The following is a 22,424-nucleotide window of genomic DNA, read 5'->3' on the forward strand; positions in this document are numbered from 1 at the left end:
TCGCTCCGATCGCCATGGAAGATGGTCTGCGCTTCGCGATCCGCGAAGGTGGCCGTACCGTTGGTGCCGGCGTGGTATCCAAGATCATCGAGTAAGTGATCCGGTGATCCGGAAAAGGGGCTGCAACGCAGCCCCTTTTTCTGTTCCGCAGATACGCATGATCAGCAAGGTTGGGCAGATTTAGAGCTGCTTGACAGTGCTGGGTATTATGCATACAATGCGGCTCCTTTTTTTGAAGGTCGGCTAATAGTAGCTGCTACGAGTGGAGTTTGGTGCATCATGCAAAGCCAAAAGATTCGAATCCGGTTGAAGGCGTTTGATTATCGCCTGATCGACCAGTCCACGCAGGAGATTGTCGATACCGCCAAGCGGACCGGCGCTCAGGTGCGTGGACCTATCCCTCTGCCGACGCGGAAGGAAAAGTACACCGTCCTGATTTCTCCGCACGTCAACAAAGACGCGCGTGATCAGTACGAAATCCGTACTCATAAGCGTTTGCTCGACATCGTTGAGCCGACGGAAAAGACAGTAGATGCTTTGATGAAGCTTGATCTGGCAGCGGGTGTAGACGTTCAGATCAGCCTCGGCTAATACCGCCTGGTATTGGTCAGTGTAACTGTCCTAAGGCCATAGAGGGTGCGAGCCCCGTACACTTAAGAGGTGAAACATGGCAATTGGTGTAGTCGGTCGTAAGGCCGGTATGACCCGTATTTTTACGGAAGACGGGCAAGCAGTGCCCGTAACGGTAATCGAGGTTGAAGCCAACCGCATTACCCAACTGAAAACTCTCGAAAGCGATGGCTATCGCGCGGTCCAGGTGACTGTCGGTAATCGTCGTCCCTCCCGGGTTTCCAAGGCGCAGGCCGGTCACTACGCGAAAGCGGGTGTTGAAGCCGGTCGTGGTCTGTGGGAATTCCGCCTGGCTGACGGTGAAGGTGAAGATCTTCAGGCTGGCGGCGAGCTCACCGTTACTGTATTTGAAGACGGTCAGATCGTTGATGCCACTGCCCAGTCCAAAGGTAAGGGGTTCCAGGGCGGCGTAAAGCGCTGGAATTTCTCCATGCAGGATGCCACCCACGGTAACTCCCTGTCTCACCGTGCTCCGGGTTCCATTGGTCAGAACCAGACTCCGGGCAAGGTATTCAAGGGCAAGAAGATGGCTGGCCAGATGGGTAACAAGCAGGTAACCACTCAGAATCTTGAGGTGGTGCGTGTTGATGCCGAGCGCAATCTGCTGCTGGTCCGTGGTGCTGTTCCCGGTGCGACCGGCGGCAACGTGATCATCAAGCCTGCAGTTAAAGCCTGAGGAGCGGTGCGATGGAATTGACAATTACTGGTAGCGGCAAAGGTGTATCCGTATCCGATGCTGCTTTCGCCAAAGAGTTCAACGAGTCTCTGGTTCACCAGGTCGTTACTGCCTATATGGCAGGCGCTCGCCAGGGTACCAAGGCTCAGAAGACCCGTTCTGAGGTCAGCGGTGGCGGCAAGAAGCCCTGGCGTCAGAAGGGCACCGGTCGTGCACGTGCTGGTACCATCCGCAGCCCGATCTGGCGCTCCGGTGGTGTGACCTTTGCTGCGAAGCCTCGGAGCTTTGAGCAAAAGGTTAACCGCAAGATGTACCGTGCCGCGATGCAGTCCATTTTTTCCGAGCTGGTTCGTCAGGAGCGGCTGGTTGTGGTTGACGATATCAATGTCGACAGCCCCAAGACCAAGGCGTTCAACGAAAAGCTGAAGGGTCTGGGTGTGAGCAATGCCCTGATCCTCGCCGAGAATGTAGAGCAGAACCTTCATCTGGCGTCCCGCAACATTCCGCACGTAGATGTGCGCGACGTTGCAGGCCTTGATCCGGTAAGCCTGGTTGCCTTTGAGAAGGTTGTGGTTACCGTTCCGGCTCTTAAGAAGATCGAGGAGATGCTGGGATGAATCAGGAACGTATCTACAAGGTTCTTCTGGGACCGCACGTATCAGAAAAAGCCTCTCTGGTGGCGGAAAGCAATCAGGTTGTTTTCCGTGTGGCACCCGATGCCACCAAGCCGGAGATCAAGAAAGCCGTTGAGCAGCTGTTCAACGTCACCGTCGAAGGTGTTCAGGTTCTGAACCGTAAGGGTAAGCTCAAGCGCACTATCCGCGGGTTCGGCAAGCGTAATGACATTCGCAAGGCTTATGTGAAGCTGGCGGAAGGTCAGGACATCGATTTTCTGGATGTGGAATAAGGTAAAGGGGTCGTAATATGCCGATCGTCAAAACCAAACCAACATCTGCCGGACGCCGTCACGTTGTAAAGCTTTACAACCCGGACCTGCACAAGGGGCGCCCCTACGAGCCGTTGGTTGAGACACTGAGCAAGTCCGGTGGTCGTAACCATTTCGGACGGATCACCACCCGCCATATCGGTGGTGGCCACAAGAAGCACTATCGTGTAATCGATTTCAAGCGGAACAAGGATGGAGTGCCGGCGGTCATTGAGCGCCTGGAATACGATCCTAACCGCTCTGCGCACATCGCACTGCTGAAGTACGCCGATGGCGAGCGTCGCTACATCATCGCTCCCAAAGGTATGCAGATCGGTGATCCTGTGCGCTCCGGTATCGACGCGCCGATCAAGGTGGGCTCCACGCTGCCGCTCCGGAACATTCCGGTCGGTTCCGTGATCCACTGCGTCGAACTCAAGCCTGGCAAAGGTGCCCAGCTGGCTCGCTCCGCGGGCGCATCCGTACAGCTGGTTGCAAGGGAAGGGGCTTACGCCACTATCCGCCTGCGCTCAGGTGAAATGCGTAAGGTGCTTGTAGATTGCCGTGCAACGCTGGGTGAAGTATCCAACAGCGAGCACAGCCTCAAGCAGCTTGGTAAAGCGGGTGCATCACGTTGGCGCGGCAAACGGCCAACAGTACGTGGTGTTGCTATGAACCCAGTTGACCACCCGCATGGTGGTGGTGAAGGGCGTACCTCTGGCGGGCGTCACCCGGTTACTCCGTGGGGTGTTCCGACCAAAGGGCATAAGACTCGTAAGAACAAGCGTACTGACAAGATGATAGTACGTCGTCGTTCGGCCAAGTAAACGACTACATAGAGGTAATTGCTGTGCCACGTTCTTTGAAGAAAGGTCCTTTTATAGACCTGCATCTGTTGAAGAAGGTCGAGACAGCTCTGGAAGCGAATGACAAGCGGCCGATCAAAACCTGGTCCCGTCGTTCCACGATCTTTCCGGAGTTCGTCGGTTTGACCATTGCAGTCCACAACGGCAAGCAACACGTGCCCGTGTACGTGACCGAAGATATGGTCGGTCACAAGCTGGGCGAGTTCGCGGCAACGCGGACTTATCGTGGTCATGCAGCCGACAAGAAAGCTAAACGCTGATTGTGAGGGGAAAAGAAATGGAAGTAGCAGCCAAGTACAAGGGCGCTCGCCTCTCTGCTCAGAAAGCACGTCTTGTCGCTGACCAGGTACGTGGCAAGGCGGTTGAGGACGCCCTGAACATTTTGACTTTCAGCCCGAAGAAGGCATCGGTGATCATCAAGAAAGCTCTTGAGTCCGCCATTGCCAACGCTGAGCACAACGAAGGTCTTGATGTGGATGATTTGCGGGTTTCCACCATCATGGTGGATGAGGGTCCGACGCTCAAGCGGATCAAAGCTCGAGCCAAGGGGCGCGCTGACCGCATTATGAAGCGCACCTGTCATATCACCGTCAAGGTCGCCGACAAGTAGGAGATGCTCAGATGGGTCAGAAAGTAAATCCAACCGGCATCCGGCTTGGTGTTGTCAAAGAGCACAACTCCATCTGGTATGCGGAGAAGAAGGACTACGCGAATAAACTGCTGAATGATATTCAGGTTCGCGGATTCCTGGAAAAGCGTCTTGAAAAGGCGTCAGTCAGCAAGATCGTGATCGAGCGCCCTGCTCAGAATGCCCGAATCACGATCCATACCGCCCGTCCCGGTATTGTTATCGGCAAGAAGGGTGAAGATGTTGACCGTCTTCGTCGCGAAGTCAGCGAGAAGATGGGCGTGCCGGTGCACATCAACATCGAAGAAGTCCGCAAGCCGGACCTGGATGCCAAGCTGGTAGCGCAAAACGTTGCCGGTCAGCTCGAGCGTCGTGTGATGTTCCGTCGTGCCATGAAGCGCGCGGTTCAGAACGCAATGCGCCAGGGCGCCAAGGGCATCAAGATCCAGGTTGGCGGACGTCTCGGGGGTGCCGAAATCGCCCGTTCCGAGTGGTACCGTGAAGGTCGCGTTCCGCTGCACACCCTGCGTGCAGACATTGATTACGCCACCTATGAAGCGAAGACCACCTACGGCATCATCGGCGTAAAGGTATGGATCTTCAAAGGTGAGATTCTTGGTGGTATGGACGAAGTCCGTGCTGACAAGAATGCCTCTCGCAAGAAAGGTTCCAAGTAAAGGGGCACTCGTATGCTGCAGCCAAAACGCACCAAATTCCGAAAGGTAATGAAAGGCCGTAACACCGGTCTCGCCCAGCGCGCCAACAAGGTGAGCTTCGGTGAATACGGATTGAAGGCGACGACTCGTGGACGTATAACAGCACGCCAGATTGAGGCGGCCCGTCGTACCATGACTCGTCGGATCAAGCGAGGTGGGAAAATTTGGATCCGGATCTTCCCGGACAAGCCGATTTCCAGTAAGCCGCTTGAAGTACGTATGGGTAAAGGTAAGGGTTCTGTCGAGTACTGGGTAGCAGAGATTCAGCCAGGTCGTATGTTGTACGAGATGGAAGGGGTCTCCGAAGAAGTGGCACGTGACGCGTTCACTCTTGCCGCTGCCAAGCTGCCCGTTCAGACCACCTTTGTAACGAGGACGGTGATGTGATGAAAGCAACAGAGCTGCGTGAGAAGTCAGTCGACGAGCTGAACAAAGAGCTGATCGACCTCCTGAAGGAGCAGTTCAACCTGCGTATGCGTAAGGCGACAGGTCAGCTGAATCAGAGTCACCTTCTCGGCAAGGTGAAGCGCGACATTGCTCGTGTGAAAACGGTAATGAATGAAAAGGCAGGACAGTAACATGACTGAAGCTACCAAAACTGCCAGAACCCTTAGCGGCAAGGTCGTGAGCAACAAGATGGAGAAGTCCATCGTTGTTCTGGTGGAGCGTCAGGTGAAGCATCCGCTTTACGGCAAGTATATAAAGCGCTCCACCAAGATCCAGGCTCATGATGAACAGAATGAGTGCAACATCGGTGATCTGGTAACCATCCAGGAGACCCGCCCCATCTCGAAAAACAAGAGTTGGGCTCTGGTTGAAGTCACCGAACGCGCTTCCAAGGTGTAATTCGCCCGGAGAACAACCATGATTCAGACTCAAACCATGCTTGAAGTCGCTGACAACAGCGGCGCGCGTCAAGTGCAGTGCATCAAGGTCCTGGGCGGCTCACACCGGCGTTATGCACGGGTGGGGGATATCATCAAGGTAACCGTCAAGGAAGCCATTCCCCGCGGTAAGGTGAAGAAGGGCCAGGTCCTCAATGCTGTTGTTGTTCGCACTCGCAAGGGTGTCCGTCGTCCGGACGGGTCACTGATCCGCTTTGATGGCAACGCAGCAGTACTTCTTAACAACCAGGACGCGCCGATCGGTACCCGTATCTTCGGACCGGTGACCCGCGAACTGCGAAATGAGAAGTTCATGAAAATTATCTCACTGGCACCCGAAGTACTGTAAGGACTAGAGGCCGGTTATGAAAAAGATCAAACGAGATGACGAAGTCATCGTGACCACGGGTAAAGACAAGGGCAAGCGCGGCAAGGTCCTGAAAGTTCAGGACGACGGTCGGCTGGTAGTGTCTGGCATCAATATGATGAAGAAACACACCAAGCCGAATCCGATGCTCGGCACCCCGGGTGGCATCGTCGAAAAAGAAGCGCCTATCCAGGCTTCCAACGTGGCTATTTTTAATCCGCAGACCGGCAAGGCCGATCGCGTAGGCTTCCAGATCAAGGAAGACGGCGCCAAGGTGCGGATCTTCAAGTCCACGAACGAAGCTGTCGATAACCAGTAAGGGGTGGTGGTTACGATGCTTAACATGAAAGAGCAGTACAGTCAGGAAGTGGTACCTGCCCTGCAGAAAGAGTTCAGCTACAAGAACGTCATGCAGGTGCCGCGTATCGAGAAAATCACCCTGAACATGGGTGTCGGCGAAGCGGTCGGTGACAAGAAACTGATCGAGAACGCCGTTGCAGATCTGGAGCGTCTGGCAGGCCAGAAGGTTGTTGTGACGAAGGCCCGCAAGTCTGTGGCCGGCTTCAAGATACGTGAAGGTTGGCCCATCGGTTGTAAGGTAACGCTGCGCGGTGAGCGTATGTGGGACTTCTTCGATCGCCTGGTTCATATTGCCATTCCCCGCGTGCGGGACTTCCGGGGCCTCAACCCCAAGTCCTTCGACGGTCGTGGCAATTACAGCATGGGTGTACGTGAGCAGATCATCTTTCCCGAGATCGAATATGATCGGGTGGACAAGATCCGTGGTCTGGATATCACCATCACCACGACTGCTGAAACCGACGATGAAGGCCGCGAACTGTTGAAAGCCTTTGGCTTTCCGTTCAAGAAATAAGGAACGAGTGACATGGCAAAGGTTTCCATGAAGAACCGTGAGCTCAAGCGCGAACAGACAGTGCAGAAATATGCTGCCAAGCGTGCGGAGCTCAAGGCAATTATCAAGAACCCGAATACCAGCGACGACGAGCGCTGGGAGGCTCAGATGAAGCTTCAACAGCTTCCTCGTGATGCGAGCCCCTCACGCCTTCGCAATCGTTGCCAGGTGACAGGTCGCCCCCACGGCGTCCTGCGCAAGTTCGAGCTTTCACGGATCAAACTCCGTGAATACGGCATGCGTGGTGATGTTCCGGGCCTGACCAAGTCAAGCTGGTAAGTGTCACCGCGACTCGTCGCGGTGATCGTTGGTAAGCGGTGCGGCAAGCCGCTGCACAACTAAAAAGATCAGGAGCCTCATACCAATGAGCATGCAAGACACGCTTGCGGATATGTTTACCCGTATCCGTAACGCACAGATGGCACAGAAGGCCGACGTGGCCATGCCGTCTTCCAAGATGAAGATCTCGGTAGCCCAGGTCCTGAAGGATGAAGGCTACGTAGAGGATTTTTCCGTCTCAGCTGATGCCAAGCCGGAGCTGACCATTGCCCTCAAGTATTTCGGTGGCAAGCCGGTTATTGAGGAAATCAAGCGGGTCAGTCGCCCCAGTCTGCGCCAGTACAAAGGCTCAGGCGAGCTGCCCAAAGTGGCAGGTGGCCTCGGTGTCGCTATCGTGTCAACGTCCAAGGGCGTTATGACAGACCGCGCTGCGCGCGCTGCCGGCGTCGGTGGCGAAGTCATCTGCACCGTATTCTAGGAGAAAGACATGTCCAGGGTTGCCAATAATCCTGTCGTGCTGCCTTCCGGTGTTGAGGTTAAGCTGAACGGACAGGACATTAACGTAAAGGGCTCCAAGGGAGCGCTTGATTTCACCATTCACCAGGCGGTGGAAGTCACCCAGGACGAAAACGTCCTGCGGTTCGCTCCCCGTGATGGTGCCAAACAGTCCCGCGCTCTTGCTGGCACAACCCGCGCACTCGTTAACAACATGGTTAACGGTGTGTCTTCAGGGTTCGAGCGCAGGCTCAACCTGACCGGTGTTGGTTATCGTGCGCAGGCACAGGGCAAGAAGGTCAACCTGACACTGGGTTTCTCCCATCCGGTTGAGTATGAGCTGCCCGAGGGGATCACCGCTGAAACTCCGTCCAACACGGAGATTGTTATTCGCGGGATCGACAAGCAACAGGTTGGCCAGGTCGCTGCTGAAATCCGCGCGTTCCGTCCGCCCGAGCCGTACAAGGGCAAGGGTGTTCGTTACTCGGATGAGCAGGTCAGACGCAAAGAAGCCAAGAAGAAATAAGGCGGGACTATGAGCGCGAATACTGAAAGATTGCGTCGCGCACGTAAGGTGCGCATGAAGATCCGTAAGCTGGGCACTGACCGCCTCTGTGTACATCGTACACCGCGGCACATGTACGCCCAGATCACCACCGCTGATGGCAGCAAGGTTATTGCTTCTGCCTCGACGCTGGACAAGGACCTGCGTCAGGGTGCTACGGGGAATGTGGAAGCAGCCAAGAAGGTTGGTCAGCTGATTGCTGAGCGTGCCAAGGCTGCTGGTGTCGAAAAGGTCGCTTTTGACCGGTCCGGCTACCGTTACCATGGCCGCGTTCAGGCCCTGGCCGACGCCGCCCGTGAAGCTGGCTTGCAATTCTAAGAGGTGGAGAAGATGAGCGTTAACGAACAGAAGGCGCCTGAGCTCCAGGAAAAGCTGGTTCAGGTCAACCGCGTAGCCAAGGTGGTCAAGGGCGGCCGTATCTTTGCCTTCACTGCACTGACTGTAGTGGGTGATGGTAAGGGCCGTGTCGGATTCGGTCGTGGCAAGGCCCGGGAAGTCCCGGTTGCCATCCAGAAGGCCATGGAAGCTGCGCGCAAGAACATGGTGGACGTTGCACTTGACGGCACCACCCTGCAGTATCCGGTCAAAGCACAGCATGGCGGCTCCAAGGTCTACATGCAGCCGGCATCCGACGGTACCGGTATCATCGCCGGTGGAGCGATGCGTGCGGTACTCGAAGTAGCCGGTGTGCAGAACGTACTGTCCAAGTGTTACGGGTCAACCAACCCGGTCAACGTGGTACGTTCTACCATCAAGGGTCTCCAGGCAATGAACGCGCCTGAAGATGTTGCAGCCAAGCGCGGCAAGACCGTGGAAGATATTCTGGGTTGAAGTCATGGCGAACAAGACAATCAAGGTTACACTGACCCGCAGCCCCATTAGCTGCCAGCCCAAGCACAAGCTGTGCGTGAGGGGCCTGGGTCTTCGTAAAATCGGTCATACCGTGGAAGTGGAAGATACACCGTCCATCCGCGGCATGATCAACCGGGTGAGCTACCTGGTACGGGTGGAGGAGAACTAAGATGCGTCTGAACGAACTTAGTCCGGAACCGGGTTCGCGCCCGTCCGCCAAGCGCGTTGGTCGTGGCATCGGTAGTGGCCTGGGCAAGACCGGCGGTCGTGGTCATAAGGGCCTGAAGTCCCGCTCCGGTGGCTCAGTTGCGCCTGGCTTCGAAGGCGGCCAGCAGCCGCTGGCTCGTCGTCTGCCGAAGTTCGGCTTCACGTCACGTCAGCAGCGTTACGTAGCGGAAATCCGCTTGAACGAGCTGGCAAAGGTTGAAGGCGACGTCGCTGACCTGGCAGCCCTGAAGAAAGCCGATGTGATCCGTGAGGAAATCCGCGCTGCGCGTGTGATCCTTTCCGGTGAGCTGACCCGTCCGGTAACCGTGAAGGGTCTCAAGGTGACCAAGGGTGCTCGTGAGGCAATTACTGCCGCGGGTGGCAAAGTCGAAGAATAAGGCGAGTCGAGGACTGCATGGCCAAGACATCATCAATGCCTGCGGGCGCGGGAAAGGGACTGGCAGAGCTGCGTTCGCGGCTGTGGTTTGTCGTCCTGGCACTGCTGATCTATCGGATTGGCGCGCATATTCCCGTACCCGGAATCAATCCGGATCGCCTGGCGGCACTGTTCGACCAGAATCAGGGAACTATCCTGAGCCTGTTCAACATGTTCTCCGGTGGTGCGCTTGAGCGGATGAGTATCTTCGCCCTCGGCATCATGCCCTACATCTCGGCGTCCATCATCATGCAGTTGATGACGGCGGTGAGCCCCAAGCTTGAGCAGCTCAAGAAAGAGGGTGAGTCCGGGCGCCGCAAAATCAGCCAGTACACCCGGTATGGTACCGTTGTGCTGGCCCTGGTGCAGGGTATGGGTATCTCCATGGGGCTGGCGTCCCAGGGCGTTACCTTCAACGACAGCTTCAGTTTCCACTTTGTTGCCGTGGTCTCCTTCGTGAGCGGTGCGGTATTCATGATGTGGCTGGGTGAGCAGATCACAGAGCGTGGTATCGGTAACGGTATTTCGCTGCTGATCTTCGCTGGTATCGTCGCCGGGCTTCCCGGTGCGATCGGGCAGACCCTTGAGCAGGCCCGCAGTGGGGAAATGAGCCTGTTGGTGGTTCTGGGAATCGGCATCCTTGCGGTTGCCGTGGTTGGCTTCGTCGTCTTTATGGAACGTGGTCAGCGCCGGCTTACTATAAACTACGCCAAGCGTCAGCAGGGCCGCAGGGTGTTCGCCCAGCAGTCCAGTCACCTGCCGCTCAAGGTGAATATGGCCGGTGTTATTCCGCCCATCTTCGCTTCCTCCATCCTGCTGTTCCCTGCCTCTCTCGGGCAGTGGTTCGGACAGGGTGAAGGGATGGAGTGGTTGAGCTCGGTCTCCCAGGCGCTGGCCCCCAGTCAGCCTCTGTACATCATCCTGTTCGCAGCGGCAGTGGTATTCTTCTGCTTCTTCTATACAGCACTGATGTACAACCCGAAGGAAGTCGCTGACAACCTGAAGCGGTCGGGTGCCTTTATTCCGGGCATTCGCCCAGGTGAGCAGACCGCCAAGTATATCGATGGGGTTCTGACTCGACTGACCCTGTTCGGTGCAATGTATATCGCAGCGGTATCCCTGTTTCCCCAGTTCCTGATGGTGGCAGGGAATGTTCCGTTCTATCTGGGCGGTACGTCGCTGCTGATTGTGGTAGTCGTGGTAATGGATTTTATGGCCCAGGTGCAGTCACACCTGATGTCCCATCAGTATGAATCTCTGATGAAGAAGTCCAACCTCAAGGGCTATGGCCGGGGCTGATTCGTCAGCCCCACTGAAATCTGGAGTCGACAATGAAAGTACGCGCTTCGGTAAAGAAAATTTGCCGTAACTGCAAAGTAATTCGTCGCAATGGCTCGGTCCGGGTCATTTGCACGGAGCCTCGTCACAAGCAGCGCCAGGGCTGATTCGGTCTGAATCGCACTGGCCCTGGTTAGGGCTTGACTGATAGCGCTTGACTCCTTAGGGGGTCAAGCGCTATTATTTCGCGCCCTTTTTGTGGCGGAAAATTCACACAGCAAAGCTTTGAACGCGGAGTAATCTGGATGGCACGTATAGCCGGTGTCAATATACCCGACAACAAACATGCTGTTATCTCGCTGACCTATATCTTTGGTGTTGGCAAGACAGCAGCCCAGAAGCTTTGCGATGCAGCAGGTATCCAGCAGGATATCAAGATCAAGGACCTGTCCGACGATCAGCTCGAGACCCTTCGTACCGAAGTGGGCAAGCTGAGCGTGGAAGGCGATCTGCGTCGTGAAGTTCAGATGAACATCAAGCGTTTGAAGGATCTCGGTTGCTACCGTGGTCTGCGCCATCGTCACGGCCTTCCGGTTCGTGGCCAGCGCACCAAGACCAACTCGCGCACCCGTAAAGGTCCTCGCAAACCGATCCGAAAGTAAACAGGTAGGCAAACATGGCAAAGCCAGGTACACGTACCCGTAAAAAGGTGAAAAAGACGGTTGTTGATGGCGTCGCGCATATTCACGCGTCCTTCAACAACACTATCGTGACCATTTCTGACCGTCAGGGCAACGTCCTGTCCTGGGCCACCTCTGGTGGTTCCGGTTTCCGTGGGTCACGCAAGAGCACACCTTTTGCTGCGCAGGTAGCAGCTGAAAGAGCCGGTAATGCGGCTGCTGAATACGGCCTTAAAAACCTGGACGTAGAGGTTAAGGGTCCCGGGCCCGGGCGTGAATCTGCAGTTCGTGCGCTTAACGCGTGCGGCTACAAGATCACAAACATAACTGATGTGACGCCGATTCCCCATAACGGCTGTCGTCCGCCCAAGAAGCGCCGCGTTTAAAGGAGACAGTGAGATATGGCACGTTACATAGGTCCAAAGTGTAAGCTGTCTCGCCGTGAGGGGACAGATCTTTTCCTGAAAAGCGGTGTTCGTGCACTGGATTCCAAGTGCAACATCGAAACACCCCCGGGCATGCACGGCGCTCGTCGTGGCCGGCTGTCCGAATATGGCGTACAGCTCCGTGAAAAACAGAAAGTTCGTCGTATCTACGGCGTACTGGAGAAGCAGTTCCGCAACTACTACAAGGAAGCTGCCCGGATCAAGGGCGCTACCGGTGAGAACCTGCTTCAGCTGCTGGAAACCCGTCTCGACAACGTGGTCTACCGCATGGGCTTCGGCTCGACCCGCGCTGAAGCGCGTCAGCTGGTATCCCACAAGGCGGTTCTGGTGAACGACAAGCCGGTGAACATTCCGTCCTACCAGGTCCGTCCTGGCGACGTGGTGAGCATCCGTGAGAAGGCGAAGAACCAGCTGCGCGTAAAAGGTGCACTGGAGCTGGCCGCGAGTCGTGCCCCGGTTGAATGGGTCGAGGTTGACGCCAACAAGATGACCGGCACCTTCAAGTCGGTACCAGAGCGTACCGAGTTGTCGTCGGACATCAACGAGAACCTCATCGTCGAGCTTTACTCCAAGTAAAGTCCATTAGCAACGAGAGCAGATAGGGGCGTCTATGCAGCGTTCAGTACATGAGTTATTGACACCTCGTACCATTGACGTGAAGGAGCTGAGCACCACTCGCGCCAAGGTGACCCTGGAGCCGCTCGAGCGTGGCTTTGGTCATACTCTGGGCAGTGCCCTGCGCCGGATCCTTTTGTCCTCAATGCCTGGCTGCGCCATTACCGAGGCGCAGATCGACGGTGTTCTGCACGAGTACAGTGCAATTGAGGGTGTCCAGGAGGACGTCATCGAGATTCTGCTGAATCTCAAGGGCGTTGCCGTGAAAATGGGCGGGCGTGACGAAGCTGAGGTTTCCCTCAGCAAGAAAGGCCCGGGTGTCGTGACCGCCGGCGATATCGCGCTGGATCACGACGTTGAAGTGACCAACCCGGACCATGTTATCTGTCACCTGAGCGAAAAGGGTGAAGTGAACATGCGTCTGAAGGTGGTTCGCGGTCGTGGTTACGAGCCTGCCGATCAGCGGGGGCTCGACGAAGACGAGACCCGTGCGATCGGACGCCTGCAACTGGACGCCACCTTCAGCCCGGTGCGTCGTGTCGCCTACGCGGTCGAAAGTGCCCGTGTTGAGCAGCGCACCGATCTGGACAAGCTGGTTATTGACCTGGAGACCAACGGTACCATTGATCCGGAAGAAGCGATTCGCCGGGCCGCTACGGTACTCCAGCAGCAACTTGCCGTGTTTGTCGATTTCGATCATGAAAAAGAGCCGGAGAACGTCGAGGAAGAGGAAGAAATTGATCCGATTCTGCTGCGTCCGGTCGATGATCTGGAACTGACGGTCCGTTCAGCAAACTGCCTCAAAGCAGAGAATATTTACTACATCGGCGATCTTATCCAGCGTACTGAAGTTGAGCTGTTGAAGACGCCTAATCTGGGTAAAAAGTCGCTTACCGAAATCAAGGACGTTCTGGCCTCACGTGGCCTGTCCCTGGGTATGCGCCTTGACAACTGGCCGCCGGCAAGCCTTCGTGGTGATGACCGGGTTCTGGGCGGTTGATCGCCGTATTGGTAGTTTAAGGTAAGGAATCAGAGCAATGCGTCATCGTAAGAGTGGTCGTAAGTTCAGCAGGACCAGTGCGCATCGCAAGGCCATGTTCCGTAACATGACTGCGTCACTGGTTGAGCACGAGCTGATCAAGACAACGCTCCCGAAAGCCAAAGAGCTTCGCCGGGTAGCCGAGCCGTTGATCACACTGTCAAAAAATGATTCGGTAGCTAATCGTCGCCTGGCGTTCTCCCGCCTGCGTGACGATGCAGCCGTCGCCAAGTTGTTTGACGAACTGGGCCCGCGTTACAGCGAGCGTCCGGGTGGCTACCTTCGCATCCTCAAGTGCGGTTTCCGTGCCGGTGACAATGCCCCCATGGCATTTGTCGAGCTGGTCGGTCGTCCGCTGGATGTGGAAGCTGAAGAGATGGACGACGAAGAATAAGTTCTTCGTGGTTTAAGGAAGAAGCCGGGGGCCGAGAGGTTCCCGGCTTTTTTCGTTCAGGGTGAGTGCTTCAGGGAGGAGGCCGCTGTCTCTGCAGGGTTCTCCATGAACTCGAGCACCGCACGCTGGTATTCGGGCAACAGGAAAGTCCCTGCATGGGGCAGGTCAGTTCGCAGGAAACGCTTGGGCTGTTCAGCCGCCTCATACAGCGCCAGGCCATGGTGGATCGGGATGATGCCGTCCCGGACACTGTGAATCACCATCACCGGAACCGGACTGATGTCGCCGATGCGGTCGACTCCCTCGTAGTCATCAGGGATGGTCCAGCTGAGAGGGGCCTGCAGGGGCCAGGTCAGCCAGAATCCGGCCAGTTTCTCCCGGGCGATGGCGCGGAAGCCAGAGAAAGCGCTATCCACGATCACACCACTCAGTTCAGGCCTTTCCTGTCGTGGAACCCATTCGCTGGCGAGGGTGATCGCCAATGCGCCCCCGAGGCTTTGGCCCAGTAGGTAAAGAGGCCGTTTACCATCGGTTCGTTCGCCAAGCCAACGCAGGCCGGCTTCTGCATCGTGTAGGGCCCCCTCCAGGTCGGTAGCGCCCGTCGACCTTCCGTACCCCCGGTAGTCGGGGAGAAAGACGTTGTAGCCGGTCTCAGGCAGCCAGGCGACGTTTAGCACATGGCTGCTGATGTTTTGGGCATTACCGTGGAGAAAATAGACATCTCCCCTGGGCTCTCCCTGGGCCGGTAACCACCAGCCATGGAGGGTTTCGCCGTCCGGTGTTTCCAGCCATACATCTTCATAAGCCAGTTCGAGCCGGTCCGGGGTGATGTATACCTGCTGGTCCGGGTAGAAGAACAAACCGCTACATCCGGCCTGGAATGCAGCAAAGGCTGCCACCAGCGGCATCAGAAGAAAGCGTGGAATCCGAGCTTCCATGAGGTTTCGTACCTGTCGTAGTGATGGGTTCGGCTGAGTTGGGCTCTCACGCTGTAATCCCGCGCTATATGCCACGCGCCCTGCATATACAGTTCATCTTCCCGGTGGTGCTCGCCGACAACCCACGACTTGCTGCGCAGGCCGGTCATCACGCTGAGTCTGTGGTCCTGGCGTAGCAGGGCGAGGTCAGCGCCGGGGGCGATGTCGTATCCGCGTGACAGGTGCTTGCTAATCTCAAGGTCTCCGGTCAGTAATGCCAGCGCCTGGATCCGGTTAGTGATCCGCCAGGAGCCGCCGGCACCGCCATCCACATAGGGCGTGAAGGCCCGGTCACCATTCTCGAGTTCAGCACGACGGCCACCAAAGCCGACCTGCCAGGACAGCGGTTTGAAGAACCCGTCCCGGGGTGTCAGCGAGCGTATCTCCACGCCTACGAGGTTCTCCAGCTGAAGCTCCTGTTTATCGTGGTAGAGCCGTGCATCCAGCCTCAGGAATTGCAGCTGGGCGCCTGGCCGATAGCCTGCGGGAGGGTCAAGCAGGTCATGGTAGGCCGCCCGTAGCGATAACTCGCTATAGCGCCGTTCTCCCGTACTGCCGGTGTTGATCCCCAGACGCATCGTGTCGTGGCCCTGATCGTCGCGTACCTCTGGCCTTGCAGGCGAGCCCAGGGAAGGTTGGTCCTGGAGACGGCTTCGGGCCACGAGCAGGTCATGGGAGAGAGGTGCTGAGAAGTCGCGCGGCCACTCTTCAGCCTGTGTCTGGTGGCGTACATAGTCGTAGGTGGCATCGAGGACCCGGGCCTGTGCCGGGGGCGCGAGGGATTGCACCTCGTCGTCGTCCACTGCCACATAGCCGTTGGCGATGGCTGCGGCCAACCGGCGTTCGTCTGGACTCAGCTCGCCGAGGGAATGGCTGACGCGGGTAGCAGCGGAAGGGCGGTAGTGGATCTCCTCGACCAGGCCCCGGTCCACCACCCAGCGGATGGTATCCGAGGGGATTGCGTGGGTGCTGACCTCGTCCAGCAGTTGCGTACCCGGCCGGGCCACATCAATCAGCGCCAGTAGCCGGTAGGCGCAGTTTTCATCGAAGAAGTAATAATCGAAGTTGCGGTCCTGGATCTCCCAGGTGTGCGCCAGCATCTGATCCACTTCGGCAGCGGTGAGGTTGAGGCGATATTCCCAGAGGTCACGGTTCTCTATGTCGGAATAGACCTTGATCATCTCATAGTAGGGCTGGACCGCCGTAATCCCCGGGTAACCGCCGAAGATACCGCGATAGGCAAACAGGATTTCACTGTCATGTTCGGCCGCGTCTGCCGCATAGGAAATGGTGTTGGCGAGTAGCAGGTTGGTTTCGCCGTCTTCTCGGGGTGGATCCAGTCGCAGGAAGGTGTGCCCGAACATGGAGGAGGGGCTGTTAAGGTACGAGGCGGCAAAAACCAGGGTTACCGCCTCGGTGTTAAGCTCAGCTTTCCAGTCGTTGTAATCGGAACAGGTCACCTCCGGTTCCCGCAGTGACAGGCGAGAGCGGATCCATGCGTCCCGCGCCGGAAATTCACAACGGGCGTGATCGTTGTCGTTACCGCTAGCGGGCCGGGTAATGGCCTCGATAGTGGCCCGCAATTCGGCTTCCGGGTTGGCCTTGCCGTTCGGGCTGAGGAAGAAGTCGTCATCATCTGCCTGACTGGTATAACCGGATCCCAGTGTGTCCGGGTGATAGTGCCCCAGTGTTAACCAGGCCTCGGAGCTGGCAAGTCGGGTGATGGTGCCGGGCTGTTCCGCCTGGGCGGTGGTGCAAAGCGATAGCCCGATTATCAGGGCTGGCAAGGTGCGGATTGGCATGCAGCAGGGAATCTTGTGGGTGAACGGCTGGCGTGGTGCCCTCGAAAGGGGGTGGGCAGCCTGCCTGAATTGCAGGCTGCCGCTGGGCGCTGACGTATCAGGCGACGTATTTGCTCAGGCGCTGATTCTGCTCAAGCAGTGCCACGATGGCATCCACCGCCTGGTCTGAGGTGGTGTCAGAGGTCGGGAAGATAACGGCAAAGTTGTCCTGCAGTAGCTGGCTGAACTCGCCGCGGTCGGCTTCATCAACGCCCAGCAGAACGGCCAGGGTTTCCAGGTTTTCACCGGAGCCGCGGGACATGTCACGGGCAACCTTGTCGATGTTGCTGTCCATATACATGGCCATGGACTGGACCGACTGGTTGGTCTGGCAGCCCAGGGTGCCAGTGGTCATGCCGAAAGTCTGGTTGCCGAAGGTGGCGTTGGTAGTCGCCGCCAGTACGTGGGGGGCGATGCCTGACTGGCCCTTCCAGATCATGGCGCCAACACCACAGCCTGGTTGTGCGAAGGCCATGCTGGATGCGCCGAGAAGGATGGCACCTGCGATCAGTTTTTTCATGTTCTGCTCCTTGATTATCATTTTGCGTCGCTAATGCGAAGCGGGGCCGGTCCGGTCGCCCACTCCTACGGCATCAACCCCGGTGACTCTCCGGGGCCCAACCGTTCCAGACAAGTATAGCCAAGTCAGGATAAAGGCCAACCTTGTTCATTGATATGTAGTAAAAATTCTCGATTGGTCCTCGTTCCCGGGTAGCCGTTCTAACCCCCGAGGTAGGCCGCCTGGACATCAGGGTTGGCCAGCAGGTTGGCGCCGGTGTCCTGCAGGCGGATGCGACCGGTTTCCAGAACGTAGCCCCGGTCCGCCAGCTGCAGCGCCTGGTGCGCGTTCTGTTCCACCAGGAACACCGTAATGCCCTCGTCGCGAAGCTGGGCGATGATCTCGAAAATCTGTTTGATCACCAGCGGGGCCAGCCCCAGGGACGGTTCATCCAGGATCATCAGCCGTGGCTTGCTCATCAGCGCCCGGCCAATCGCCAGCATTTGCTGCTCGCCGCCGGACATGGTGCCCGCCCGCTGGTGTTCCCGTTCCTTTAGCCGGGGAAACAGGTCGTACACATGGCGAATTCCCTGTTCGTTCTGCGTCCGGTTATTGAAGAACCCCCCCATGTACAGATTTTCCTCCACCGTAAGGCCTGGAAACACCCGACGCCCTTCAGGGACGATGGCGATGCCCGAGCGCATGATTTCCGACGTGGGCAGACGGGTGATATCCCGGTCCTCCAGCAGCACGCGACCAGCGCTGGCCTGGGGCGTGCCGCAGACCGTCATCAGCAAGGTGGTTTTACCCGCCCCGTTGGCGCCGATCAGGGATACGATCTCGCCCTGATTGACCTCCACAGAGACCCCGTGGAGTGCCTCGATCTTGCCGTAATGGGTATGAACATCTTCCAGTAACAGCATGGGTCAGGCTTCCCCCAGATAGGCTTTGATAACTTCGTCGTTGTTGCGGACTTCCTCCGGCGTACCGGTGGCCAGGGGGCGACCCTGGCTGATCACGTTGATGCGGTCGGAGATGTCCATGACCAGGCTCATATCATGTTCGATCAGCACGACCGATACGTTGTAATCTTCCTTGAGGCTGATGATGAGCTGGTTCAGCTCCCGGGTTTCTGCCGGGTTCAGTCCGGCAGCGGGTTCATCCAGCATCAGCAGCCGCGGTTCGGTGACCATGCAGCGGGCGATTTCCAGTCGCCGCTGCTGGCCGTAGGCGAGGTTGCCTGCATCCCGGTTGGCAAGTTCCTGCAGGCCCACCCGTTCCAGCCAGTAGGACGCCCGGTCCAGGGCCTTCTGCTCACGGGCCCGGTAGTTGGGCGTGGCCACCAGGCCGGACAGCAGGTTGGTATTGAGGTGACGGTGTTGCGCTACCATCAGGTTTTCCACCACGGTCATGCGATTGAATAACCTCACGTGCTGGAAGGTGCGCACCAGGCCCAGGCGGGAAATCCGGTAATCCGGCTTGCCCTGAATCTCCTTGCCATCGAGCAGGATCTTGCCACCGGTGGGGCGGTAAAAACCGCTCATACAGTTAAAGACTGTGGTCTTGCCGGCGCCATTGGGTCCGATGATGGAGACGATTTCGTGCTCCCGGACATCCAGCGACACCTGGTCCACGGCCAGCAGGCCACCAAACCGCATTGACAGGTTCTGTACTTCCAACACGTGCTATCCCCCCGCCTTCAGTTTGATGTGGCGACGTCTCATGGGCAGCAGGCCCTGAGGCCGCCAGACCATCATCAGTACCATGGCGGCACCAAAGATGAGCATGCGGTACTCGGAGAATTCCCGCGCCAGTTCCGGCAGAATGGTGACCGCAATGGCCGCCAGGATGACACCGAGCTGGGAGCCCATCCCCCCGAGCACCACAATGGCCAGGATGATCGCCGATTCCAGGAAGACGAAAGACTCGGGGCTGATAAAGCCCTGCTTGGAGGCGAACACGGTACCGGCAAAGCCGGCAAAGAACGCGCCGATAGTAAAGGCGGAGAGCTTGACGCCGGTTCGGCTCAGGCCAAGGGAGCGGGCGGCAATTTCATCTTCCCGCAATGCTTCCCAGGAGCGCCCCACCGGCATGCGCATGAGGCGGCGAATGACAAAGGCAGTGAATATTGCCAGCACCAGGGCTATCAGGTACAGGAAGATCACCTTGTGTTCACTGGAATAGGCGATGCCAAAGGTTTCGTGGAAGGAGGTGTTGCCCTCTTCCTTGACCCGCCGCCCGAACTCCATGCCGAACAGGGTAGGGTCCGGAATACCGCCAATACCATTGGGGCCGCCGGTAACGCTGGTCCAGTTGTTGAGGAGGATACGGATAATCTCGCCGAAGCCCAGGGTCACAATGGCCAGGTAGTCACCCCGCAACCTCAACACCGGAAAGCCCAGTACCAGCCCGAACAGGGCGGCCAGCAAGGCACCGATGGGCAGGGCCATCCAGAAGGAGGCGCCCCAGTAGTTGGAGAGCAGGGCGAAGGTATAGGCGCCCACCGCGTAGAAGGCGACATAGCCCAGGTCCAGCAGCCCCGCCAGGCCCACAACCACGTTCAGGCCCAGGGCAAGCATGATGTAAATCAGTACCAGCGTGGCCAGGTCCACCGCACCCCGGGACACGAAGAACGGCCAGATCAGGGCAACGGCTATCAACAGCACCAGGCCAATGTTTTCGAGCCGGAGGCGCTTTTCGTCCGGAAGAGGCTCCCGGTCGGCCAGCCTGTCTAGAATGGTGACGGCGCCCAGGCCGACCATGACCTTGTCACGGAATAGCTGGAACAGGAAGACGATCACCGCGGCTAATGCCACCGCAATCCAGGTGAACGCACTGGCGCCGACGACGGTGATTTCGGTGCCGACCGCAGTCAGTTTCAGGCCCATGATCGGCCAGGCGATGATCAGGGTGATCAGGGCGCAGAAAAGCGCATGTCGGAAGTTCTGTGCCACCATCAGATTTTCTCCACTTCCGGTTTGCCCAGAAGCCCGGTGGGCTTGAACAGCAGAATAAGGATCAGCAGGCTGAAGGAAATCACATCCTTGTACTCACCGCTGAGGTAGCCGGAGGTCATGGCTTCGGCAATCCCCAGAATCAGGCCACCGAGCATGGCGCCGGGAATACTGCCTATGCCCCCGAGCACCGCTGCTGTGAACGCCTTGAGTCCGGCGATAAAGCCGAACAGCGGATCCACCGAACCGTAATACATGCCCAGTAACAGCCCTGCCACTGCGGCAAGGGCGGCACCGATCACGAAAGTGGCGGAGATGATCCGGTTGGTGTCGATGCCAAGCAGGTTGGCCATGCCCAGGTCCTGGGAGACGGCCCGGCATGCCCGCCCGATACGTGAGCGTGAAATAAACACTGACAGAGCCGACATACAGATAAAGGTGGTGACAAAGATCGTGATCTGGATCCAGGAGATGGAGAGCTGGAAGCTCTCGTCACCGCCTAACTGAAAACCACCGTCTATCAGGGCCGGGAAACCGATATTGCGGGAGCCCTGGGAGAGGTGTACGTAGTTTTGCAGGAAAATGGACATACCGATGGCGGAAATCAGGGGGATCAGCCGGTGTCGGCCGCGAACCGGCCGGTAGGCCACCCGTTCCACCGCCCAGCCCATGGAACTGGAAACGATCACTGCGCAGATCAGCGCCACCAGTAACACCAGGGGCAGCCAGGCAATGCCCAGTGTTGCCAGTCCAGTAATGGCGATCAGCGCCGTATAGGCACCAATCATGTAAATCTCGCCGTGGGCGAAGTTGATCATGCCAATGATGCCGTACACCATGGTGTAACCAATGGCGATCAGGGCATAGGTGCTACCGATGGTCAGTCCGTTGATCAGCTGCTGACAGAAATAGAGCAGGTCTTGCATGGAAGGTATTCTCCGTCAACCTGACCGTTATGAGCTCCCCGGCAGCCTGCCTGGCTGCCGGGGAGAGGTCGAGTCGGATTGGGTTCAGTTGACGGGGGTCTTGCTGCCGTCGGCGTGCCACTCGTAGACCACAAACTCGAAGGACTCCATATCACCCTTCTCGTCGTAGCTGACGGTACCGATGGGGGTTTCAAAGCTGCCTTCGCGCAGAGCCTCGGCCACCTCGAACGGGTCGGTGGAGCCGGCCTGTTCGATGCCGTCGGCAATGAGCTGCACGGCGGTGTAGGAGGTCAGCACGAACGGGCCAGAGGGATCCTCATCCTTGTCCTTGAATGCCTGGACCAGCTCCTGGTTCTCTTCCTTCTCGTCAAAGCTCGGTGGCAGGGTCACCAGCAGCCCTTCGGCTGCATCGCCGGCAATGGTGTTGATGTCATTGTTGCCAACCCCTTCCGGGCCCATGAACACGGCATCCAGGTCGGCCTGGCGGGCCTGGCGGAGAATCAGGCCAAGCTCCGGGTGGTAGCCGCCATAGTAGACGTAGTCAACGTCTGCCTGCTTGAGCTTGGTGACCAGTGACGAGAAGTCCTTGTCACCGGCGGTAATGCCTTCGAACATCACCACGTTAACACCGGATTCTTCCAGTGTGTCCCGGACCGCCGTGGCGATACCTTCGCCGTACTGCTGCTTGTCATGGATGACCGCGACCCGCTGTGGGTCAAGGCTGATCAGGTGGTTCGCGGCAACGGGGCCCTGCATGCTGTCCAGGCCGATGGTGCGGAACACCAGTTCATAGCCCCGCTCGGTGATGCCGGGGCTGGTGGAGGCCGGGGTAATCATCAGGATACCTTCGTCTTCGTAGATGTCTGACGCAGGCTGGGTAGAGCTGGAACACAGGTGGCCAACGACAAAGCTGACGCCTTCATTGACCAGCCGATTGGCCACGGTAACGGCCTGCTTCGGGTCACAAACATCATCGACTTCGACGGCTTCAAGCCTCTCTCCATTAACACCGCCGCTGGCGTTGATCCGCTCGATGGCCATGCGGGCGCCGGAAAACTGCATGTCACCATACTGTGCCACGGGGCCGGTCATGGGGCCGGCGATCCCGATACGGATCTCGGCGAGGGCGGATGCGGGTAGGGCAATCGCGGCGGAAACACCGGTCGCCAGTGCGAGTTTCGTGAATTTCTTGATCATTGGAAGCTCCTGCCTTTTCTGATTTTTCTTTATTACCAACGAACTTACTAACCCGAAATAAAGTAAGCGAACATCATCCAGAGATATAAGCCAGGTCCGGATGACCAAAAAACGATTTCAATAGCTTTGGCAATTTCTG

Annotated in this window: 37 protein-coding genes; 29 read left to right on the plus strand and 8 right to left on the minus strand. The window is 57.6% G+C overall.

Annotated elements, in window-relative coordinates; genetic code table 11:
- From BM036_RS17940 to rplQ, 29 genes are all read left to right on the plus strand, one after another.
- Positions 1-95, plus strand: a 95-nt coding sequence (locus tag BM036_RS17940) for an EF-Tu C-terminal domain-related protein (protein WP_207545791.1), incomplete at its 5' end; no start/stop codon positions are given.
- 184 nt (positions 96-279) lie between these two features.
- Positions 280-591 carry a 30S ribosomal protein S10 gene (gene rpsJ, locus BM036_RS17945; protein ID WP_004580743.1) on the plus strand — a complete coding sequence of 104 codons (312 nt, stop codon included), beginning with the start codon at positions 280-282 and terminating at the stop codon, positions 589-591.
- Between the two features lie 76 nt (positions 592-667).
- Entirely contained in the window at positions 668-1,306 is a 639-nt protein-coding gene (gene rplC / locus BM036_RS17950; RefSeq protein ID WP_091854867.1) for a 50S ribosomal protein L3, read from the plus strand.
- An 11-nt stretch (positions 1,307-1,317) separates the two neighbouring features.
- On the plus strand, positions 1,318-1,923 hold the full coding sequence (rplD, locus tag BM036_RS17955; RefSeq protein ID WP_091854869.1) for a 50S ribosomal protein L4: 606 nt from the start codon (positions 1,318-1,320) through the stop codon (positions 1,921-1,923).
- A complete protein-coding gene (gene rplW, locus BM036_RS17960) occupies positions 1,920-2,213 on the plus strand; it encodes a 50S ribosomal protein L23 (RefSeq protein ID WP_091854871.1) in 294 nt (97 codons plus the stop codon). The genes rplD and rplW overlap by 4 nt, the downstream gene beginning before the upstream one ends.
- 17 nt (positions 2,214-2,230) lie before the next feature.
- Positions 2,231-3,058 carry a 50S ribosomal protein L2 gene (gene rplB / locus BM036_RS17965; protein WP_091854873.1) on the plus strand — a complete coding sequence of 276 codons (828 nt, stop codon included), beginning with the start codon at positions 2,231-2,233 and terminating at the stop codon, positions 3,056-3,058.
- A 23-nt stretch (positions 3,059-3,081) separates the two neighbouring features.
- A complete protein-coding gene (gene rpsS, locus BM036_RS17970; RefSeq protein ID WP_091854875.1) occupies positions 3,082-3,357 on the plus strand; it encodes a 30S ribosomal protein S19 in 276 nt (91 codons plus the stop codon).
- Positions 3,358-3,374: 17 nt separating this feature from the next.
- Complete coding sequence (gene rplV / locus BM036_RS17975; RefSeq protein WP_091854877.1) at positions 3,375-3,707, plus strand: 50S ribosomal protein L22; 333 nt, start codon at positions 3,375-3,377, stop codon at positions 3,705-3,707.
- 11 nt (positions 3,708-3,718) lie between these two features.
- A complete protein-coding gene (gene rpsC / locus BM036_RS17980; RefSeq protein WP_091854878.1) occupies positions 3,719-4,402 on the plus strand; it encodes a 30S ribosomal protein S3 in 684 nt (227 codons plus the stop codon).
- 12 nt (positions 4,403-4,414) lie between these two features.
- Positions 4,415-4,828 (plus strand): 50S ribosomal protein L16, encoded by a 414-nt coding sequence (rplP, locus tag BM036_RS17985; protein WP_091854879.1) that lies wholly within the window; start codon positions 4,415-4,417, stop codon positions 4,826-4,828.
- Entirely contained in the window at positions 4,828-5,019 is a 192-nt protein-coding gene (gene rpmC / locus BM036_RS17990) for a 50S ribosomal protein L29 (protein WP_091854880.1), read from the plus strand. The genes rplP and rpmC overlap by 1 nt, the downstream gene beginning before the upstream one ends.
- A gap of 1 nt (position 5,020) precedes the next feature.
- Positions 5,021-5,287, plus strand: a complete 267-nt coding sequence (rpsQ, locus tag BM036_RS17995; RefSeq protein ID WP_091854881.1) for a 30S ribosomal protein S17 — start codon at positions 5,021-5,023, stop codon at positions 5,285-5,287.
- 18 nt (positions 5,288-5,305) lie between these two features.
- A complete protein-coding gene (gene rplN, locus BM036_RS18000) occupies positions 5,306-5,674 on the plus strand; it encodes a 50S ribosomal protein L14 (RefSeq protein WP_091854882.1) in 369 nt (122 codons plus the stop codon).
- 16 nt (positions 5,675-5,690) lie between these two features.
- Positions 5,691-6,011 carry a 50S ribosomal protein L24 gene (gene rplX / locus BM036_RS18005; RefSeq protein WP_091854883.1) on the plus strand — a complete coding sequence of 107 codons (321 nt, stop codon included), beginning with the start codon at positions 5,691-5,693 and terminating at the stop codon, positions 6,009-6,011.
- Positions 6,012-6,035: 24 nt separating this feature from the next.
- On the plus strand, positions 6,036-6,566 hold the full coding sequence (gene rplE / locus BM036_RS18010; protein ID WP_425434112.1) for a 50S ribosomal protein L5: 531 nt from the start codon (positions 6,036-6,038) through the stop codon (positions 6,564-6,566).
- Between the two features lie 12 nt (positions 6,567-6,578).
- Positions 6,579-6,884 carry a 30S ribosomal protein S14 gene (gene rpsN / locus BM036_RS18015; protein ID WP_091854887.1) on the plus strand — a complete coding sequence of 102 codons (306 nt, stop codon included), beginning with the start codon at positions 6,579-6,581 and terminating at the stop codon, positions 6,882-6,884.
- 85 nt (positions 6,885-6,969) lie between these two features.
- Positions 6,970-7,362 carry a 30S ribosomal protein S8 gene (gene rpsH, locus BM036_RS18020; RefSeq protein WP_091854889.1) on the plus strand — a complete coding sequence of 131 codons (393 nt, stop codon included), beginning with the start codon at positions 6,970-6,972 and terminating at the stop codon, positions 7,360-7,362.
- A gap of 9 nt (positions 7,363-7,371) precedes the next feature.
- Positions 7,372-7,905, plus strand: a complete 534-nt coding sequence (rplF, locus tag BM036_RS18025; RefSeq protein WP_091854891.1) for a 50S ribosomal protein L6 — start codon at positions 7,372-7,374, stop codon at positions 7,903-7,905.
- Between the two features lie 9 nt (positions 7,906-7,914).
- Complete coding sequence (rplR, locus tag BM036_RS18030) at positions 7,915-8,262, plus strand: 50S ribosomal protein L18 (RefSeq protein ID WP_091854893.1); 348 nt, start codon at positions 7,915-7,917, stop codon at positions 8,260-8,262.
- Positions 8,263-8,274: 12 nt separating this feature from the next.
- Entirely contained in the window at positions 8,275-8,775 is a 501-nt protein-coding gene (gene rpsE / locus BM036_RS18035) for a 30S ribosomal protein S5 (RefSeq protein WP_091854894.1), read from the plus strand.
- A 4-nt stretch (positions 8,776-8,779) separates the two neighbouring features.
- A complete protein-coding gene (gene rpmD / locus BM036_RS18040; protein WP_091854895.1) occupies positions 8,780-8,965 on the plus strand; it encodes a 50S ribosomal protein L30 in 186 nt (61 codons plus the stop codon).
- A 1-nt stretch (position 8,966) separates the two neighbouring features.
- Positions 8,967-9,401, plus strand: coding sequence for a 50S ribosomal protein L15 (rplO, locus tag BM036_RS18045; protein ID WP_091854897.1), 435 nt, complete (start codon positions 8,967-8,969; stop codon positions 9,399-9,401).
- A gap of 17 nt (positions 9,402-9,418) precedes the next feature.
- Positions 9,419-10,738, plus strand: a complete 1,320-nt coding sequence (gene secY / locus BM036_RS18050; protein ID WP_091854898.1) for a preprotein translocase subunit SecY — start codon at positions 9,419-9,421, stop codon at positions 10,736-10,738.
- A gap of 32 nt (positions 10,739-10,770) precedes the next feature.
- Complete coding sequence (gene rpmJ / locus BM036_RS18055) at positions 10,771-10,884, plus strand: 50S ribosomal protein L36 (protein ID WP_004580765.1); 114 nt, start codon at positions 10,771-10,773, stop codon at positions 10,882-10,884.
- 138 nt (positions 10,885-11,022) lie between these two features.
- Positions 11,023-11,379 (plus strand): 30S ribosomal protein S13, encoded by a 357-nt coding sequence (gene rpsM, locus BM036_RS18060; protein WP_091854901.1) that lies wholly within the window; start codon positions 11,023-11,025, stop codon positions 11,377-11,379.
- Between the two features lie 14 nt (positions 11,380-11,393).
- A complete protein-coding gene (gene rpsK, locus BM036_RS18065) occupies positions 11,394-11,783 on the plus strand; it encodes a 30S ribosomal protein S11 (RefSeq protein ID WP_007153992.1) in 390 nt (129 codons plus the stop codon).
- 15 nt (positions 11,784-11,798) lie between these two features.
- Positions 11,799-12,419 (plus strand): 30S ribosomal protein S4, encoded by a 621-nt coding sequence (rpsD, locus tag BM036_RS18070; protein ID WP_091854903.1) that lies wholly within the window; start codon positions 11,799-11,801, stop codon positions 12,417-12,419.
- 34 nt (positions 12,420-12,453) lie between these two features.
- Positions 12,454-13,458 (plus strand): DNA-directed RNA polymerase subunit alpha, encoded by a 1,005-nt coding sequence (locus BM036_RS18075; RefSeq protein ID WP_091854920.1) that lies wholly within the window; start codon positions 12,454-12,456, stop codon positions 13,456-13,458.
- 37 nt (positions 13,459-13,495) lie between these two features.
- Positions 13,496-13,891: a 50S ribosomal protein L17 gene (gene rplQ, locus BM036_RS18080; protein ID WP_091854922.1), complete on the plus strand. Its 396-nt coding sequence runs from the start codon at positions 13,496-13,498 to the stop codon at positions 13,889-13,891.
- 56 nt (positions 13,892-13,947) lie between these two features.
- On the opposite strand, the gene BM036_RS18085 is transcribed toward rplQ, so the two are convergent.
- The 8 genes from BM036_RS18085 to BM036_RS18120 form a co-directional block, all read right to left on the minus strand.
- The gene (locus BM036_RS18085) at positions 13,948-14,829 is read right to left on the minus strand and encodes an alpha/beta hydrolase (RefSeq protein ID WP_091854924.1); all 882 of its coding nucleotides are present in this window, start codon (positions 14,827-14,829) and stop codon (positions 13,948-13,950) included.
- The gene (locus tag BM036_RS18090) at positions 14,799-16,670 is read right to left on the minus strand and encodes an Lnb N-terminal periplasmic domain-containing protein (protein WP_091854926.1); all 1,872 of its coding nucleotides are present in this window, start codon (positions 16,668-16,670) and stop codon (positions 14,799-14,801) included. Before BM036_RS18090 ends, BM036_RS18085 begins: the two co-directional genes overlap by 31 nt.
- 97 nt (positions 16,671-16,767) lie before the next feature.
- Positions 16,768-17,229, minus strand: coding sequence for a DUF3015 domain-containing protein (locus BM036_RS18095; RefSeq protein WP_091854928.1), 462 nt, complete (start codon positions 17,227-17,229; stop codon positions 16,768-16,770).
- A gap of 200 nt (positions 17,230-17,429) precedes the next feature.
- On the minus strand, positions 17,430-18,131 hold the full coding sequence (locus BM036_RS18100) for an ABC transporter ATP-binding protein (RefSeq protein ID WP_091854930.1): 702 nt from the start codon (positions 18,129-18,131) through the stop codon (positions 17,430-17,432).
- Between the two features lie 3 nt (positions 18,132-18,134).
- Positions 18,135-18,890 carry a high-affinity branched-chain amino acid ABC transporter ATP-binding protein LivG gene (livG, locus tag BM036_RS18105; RefSeq protein WP_091854932.1) on the minus strand — a complete coding sequence of 252 codons (756 nt, stop codon included), beginning with the start codon at positions 18,888-18,890 and terminating at the stop codon, positions 18,135-18,137.
- A 3-nt stretch (positions 18,891-18,893) separates the two neighbouring features.
- Positions 18,894-20,165, minus strand: coding sequence for a high-affinity branched-chain amino acid ABC transporter permease LivM (locus BM036_RS18110; RefSeq protein ID WP_091854933.1), 1,272 nt, complete (start codon positions 20,163-20,165; stop codon positions 18,894-18,896).
- Complete coding sequence (livH, locus tag BM036_RS18115) at positions 20,165-21,088, minus strand: high-affinity branched-chain amino acid ABC transporter permease LivH (protein WP_091854935.1); 924 nt, start codon at positions 21,086-21,088, stop codon at positions 20,165-20,167. The genes BM036_RS18110 and livH overlap by 1 nt, the downstream gene beginning before the upstream one ends.
- Before the next feature lie 84 nt (positions 21,089-21,172).
- A complete protein-coding gene (locus BM036_RS18120; RefSeq protein WP_091854937.1) occupies positions 21,173-22,285 on the minus strand; it encodes a branched-chain amino acid ABC transporter substrate-binding protein in 1,113 nt (370 codons plus the stop codon).
- Positions 22,286-22,424 lie beyond the last annotated feature (139 nt).

The organism is Marinobacter segnicrescens (assembly GCF_900111555.1).
In the GTDB taxonomy this organism is placed as follows: Bacteria; Pseudomonadota; Gammaproteobacteria; order Pseudomonadales; family Oleiphilaceae; genus Marinobacter; species Marinobacter segnicrescens.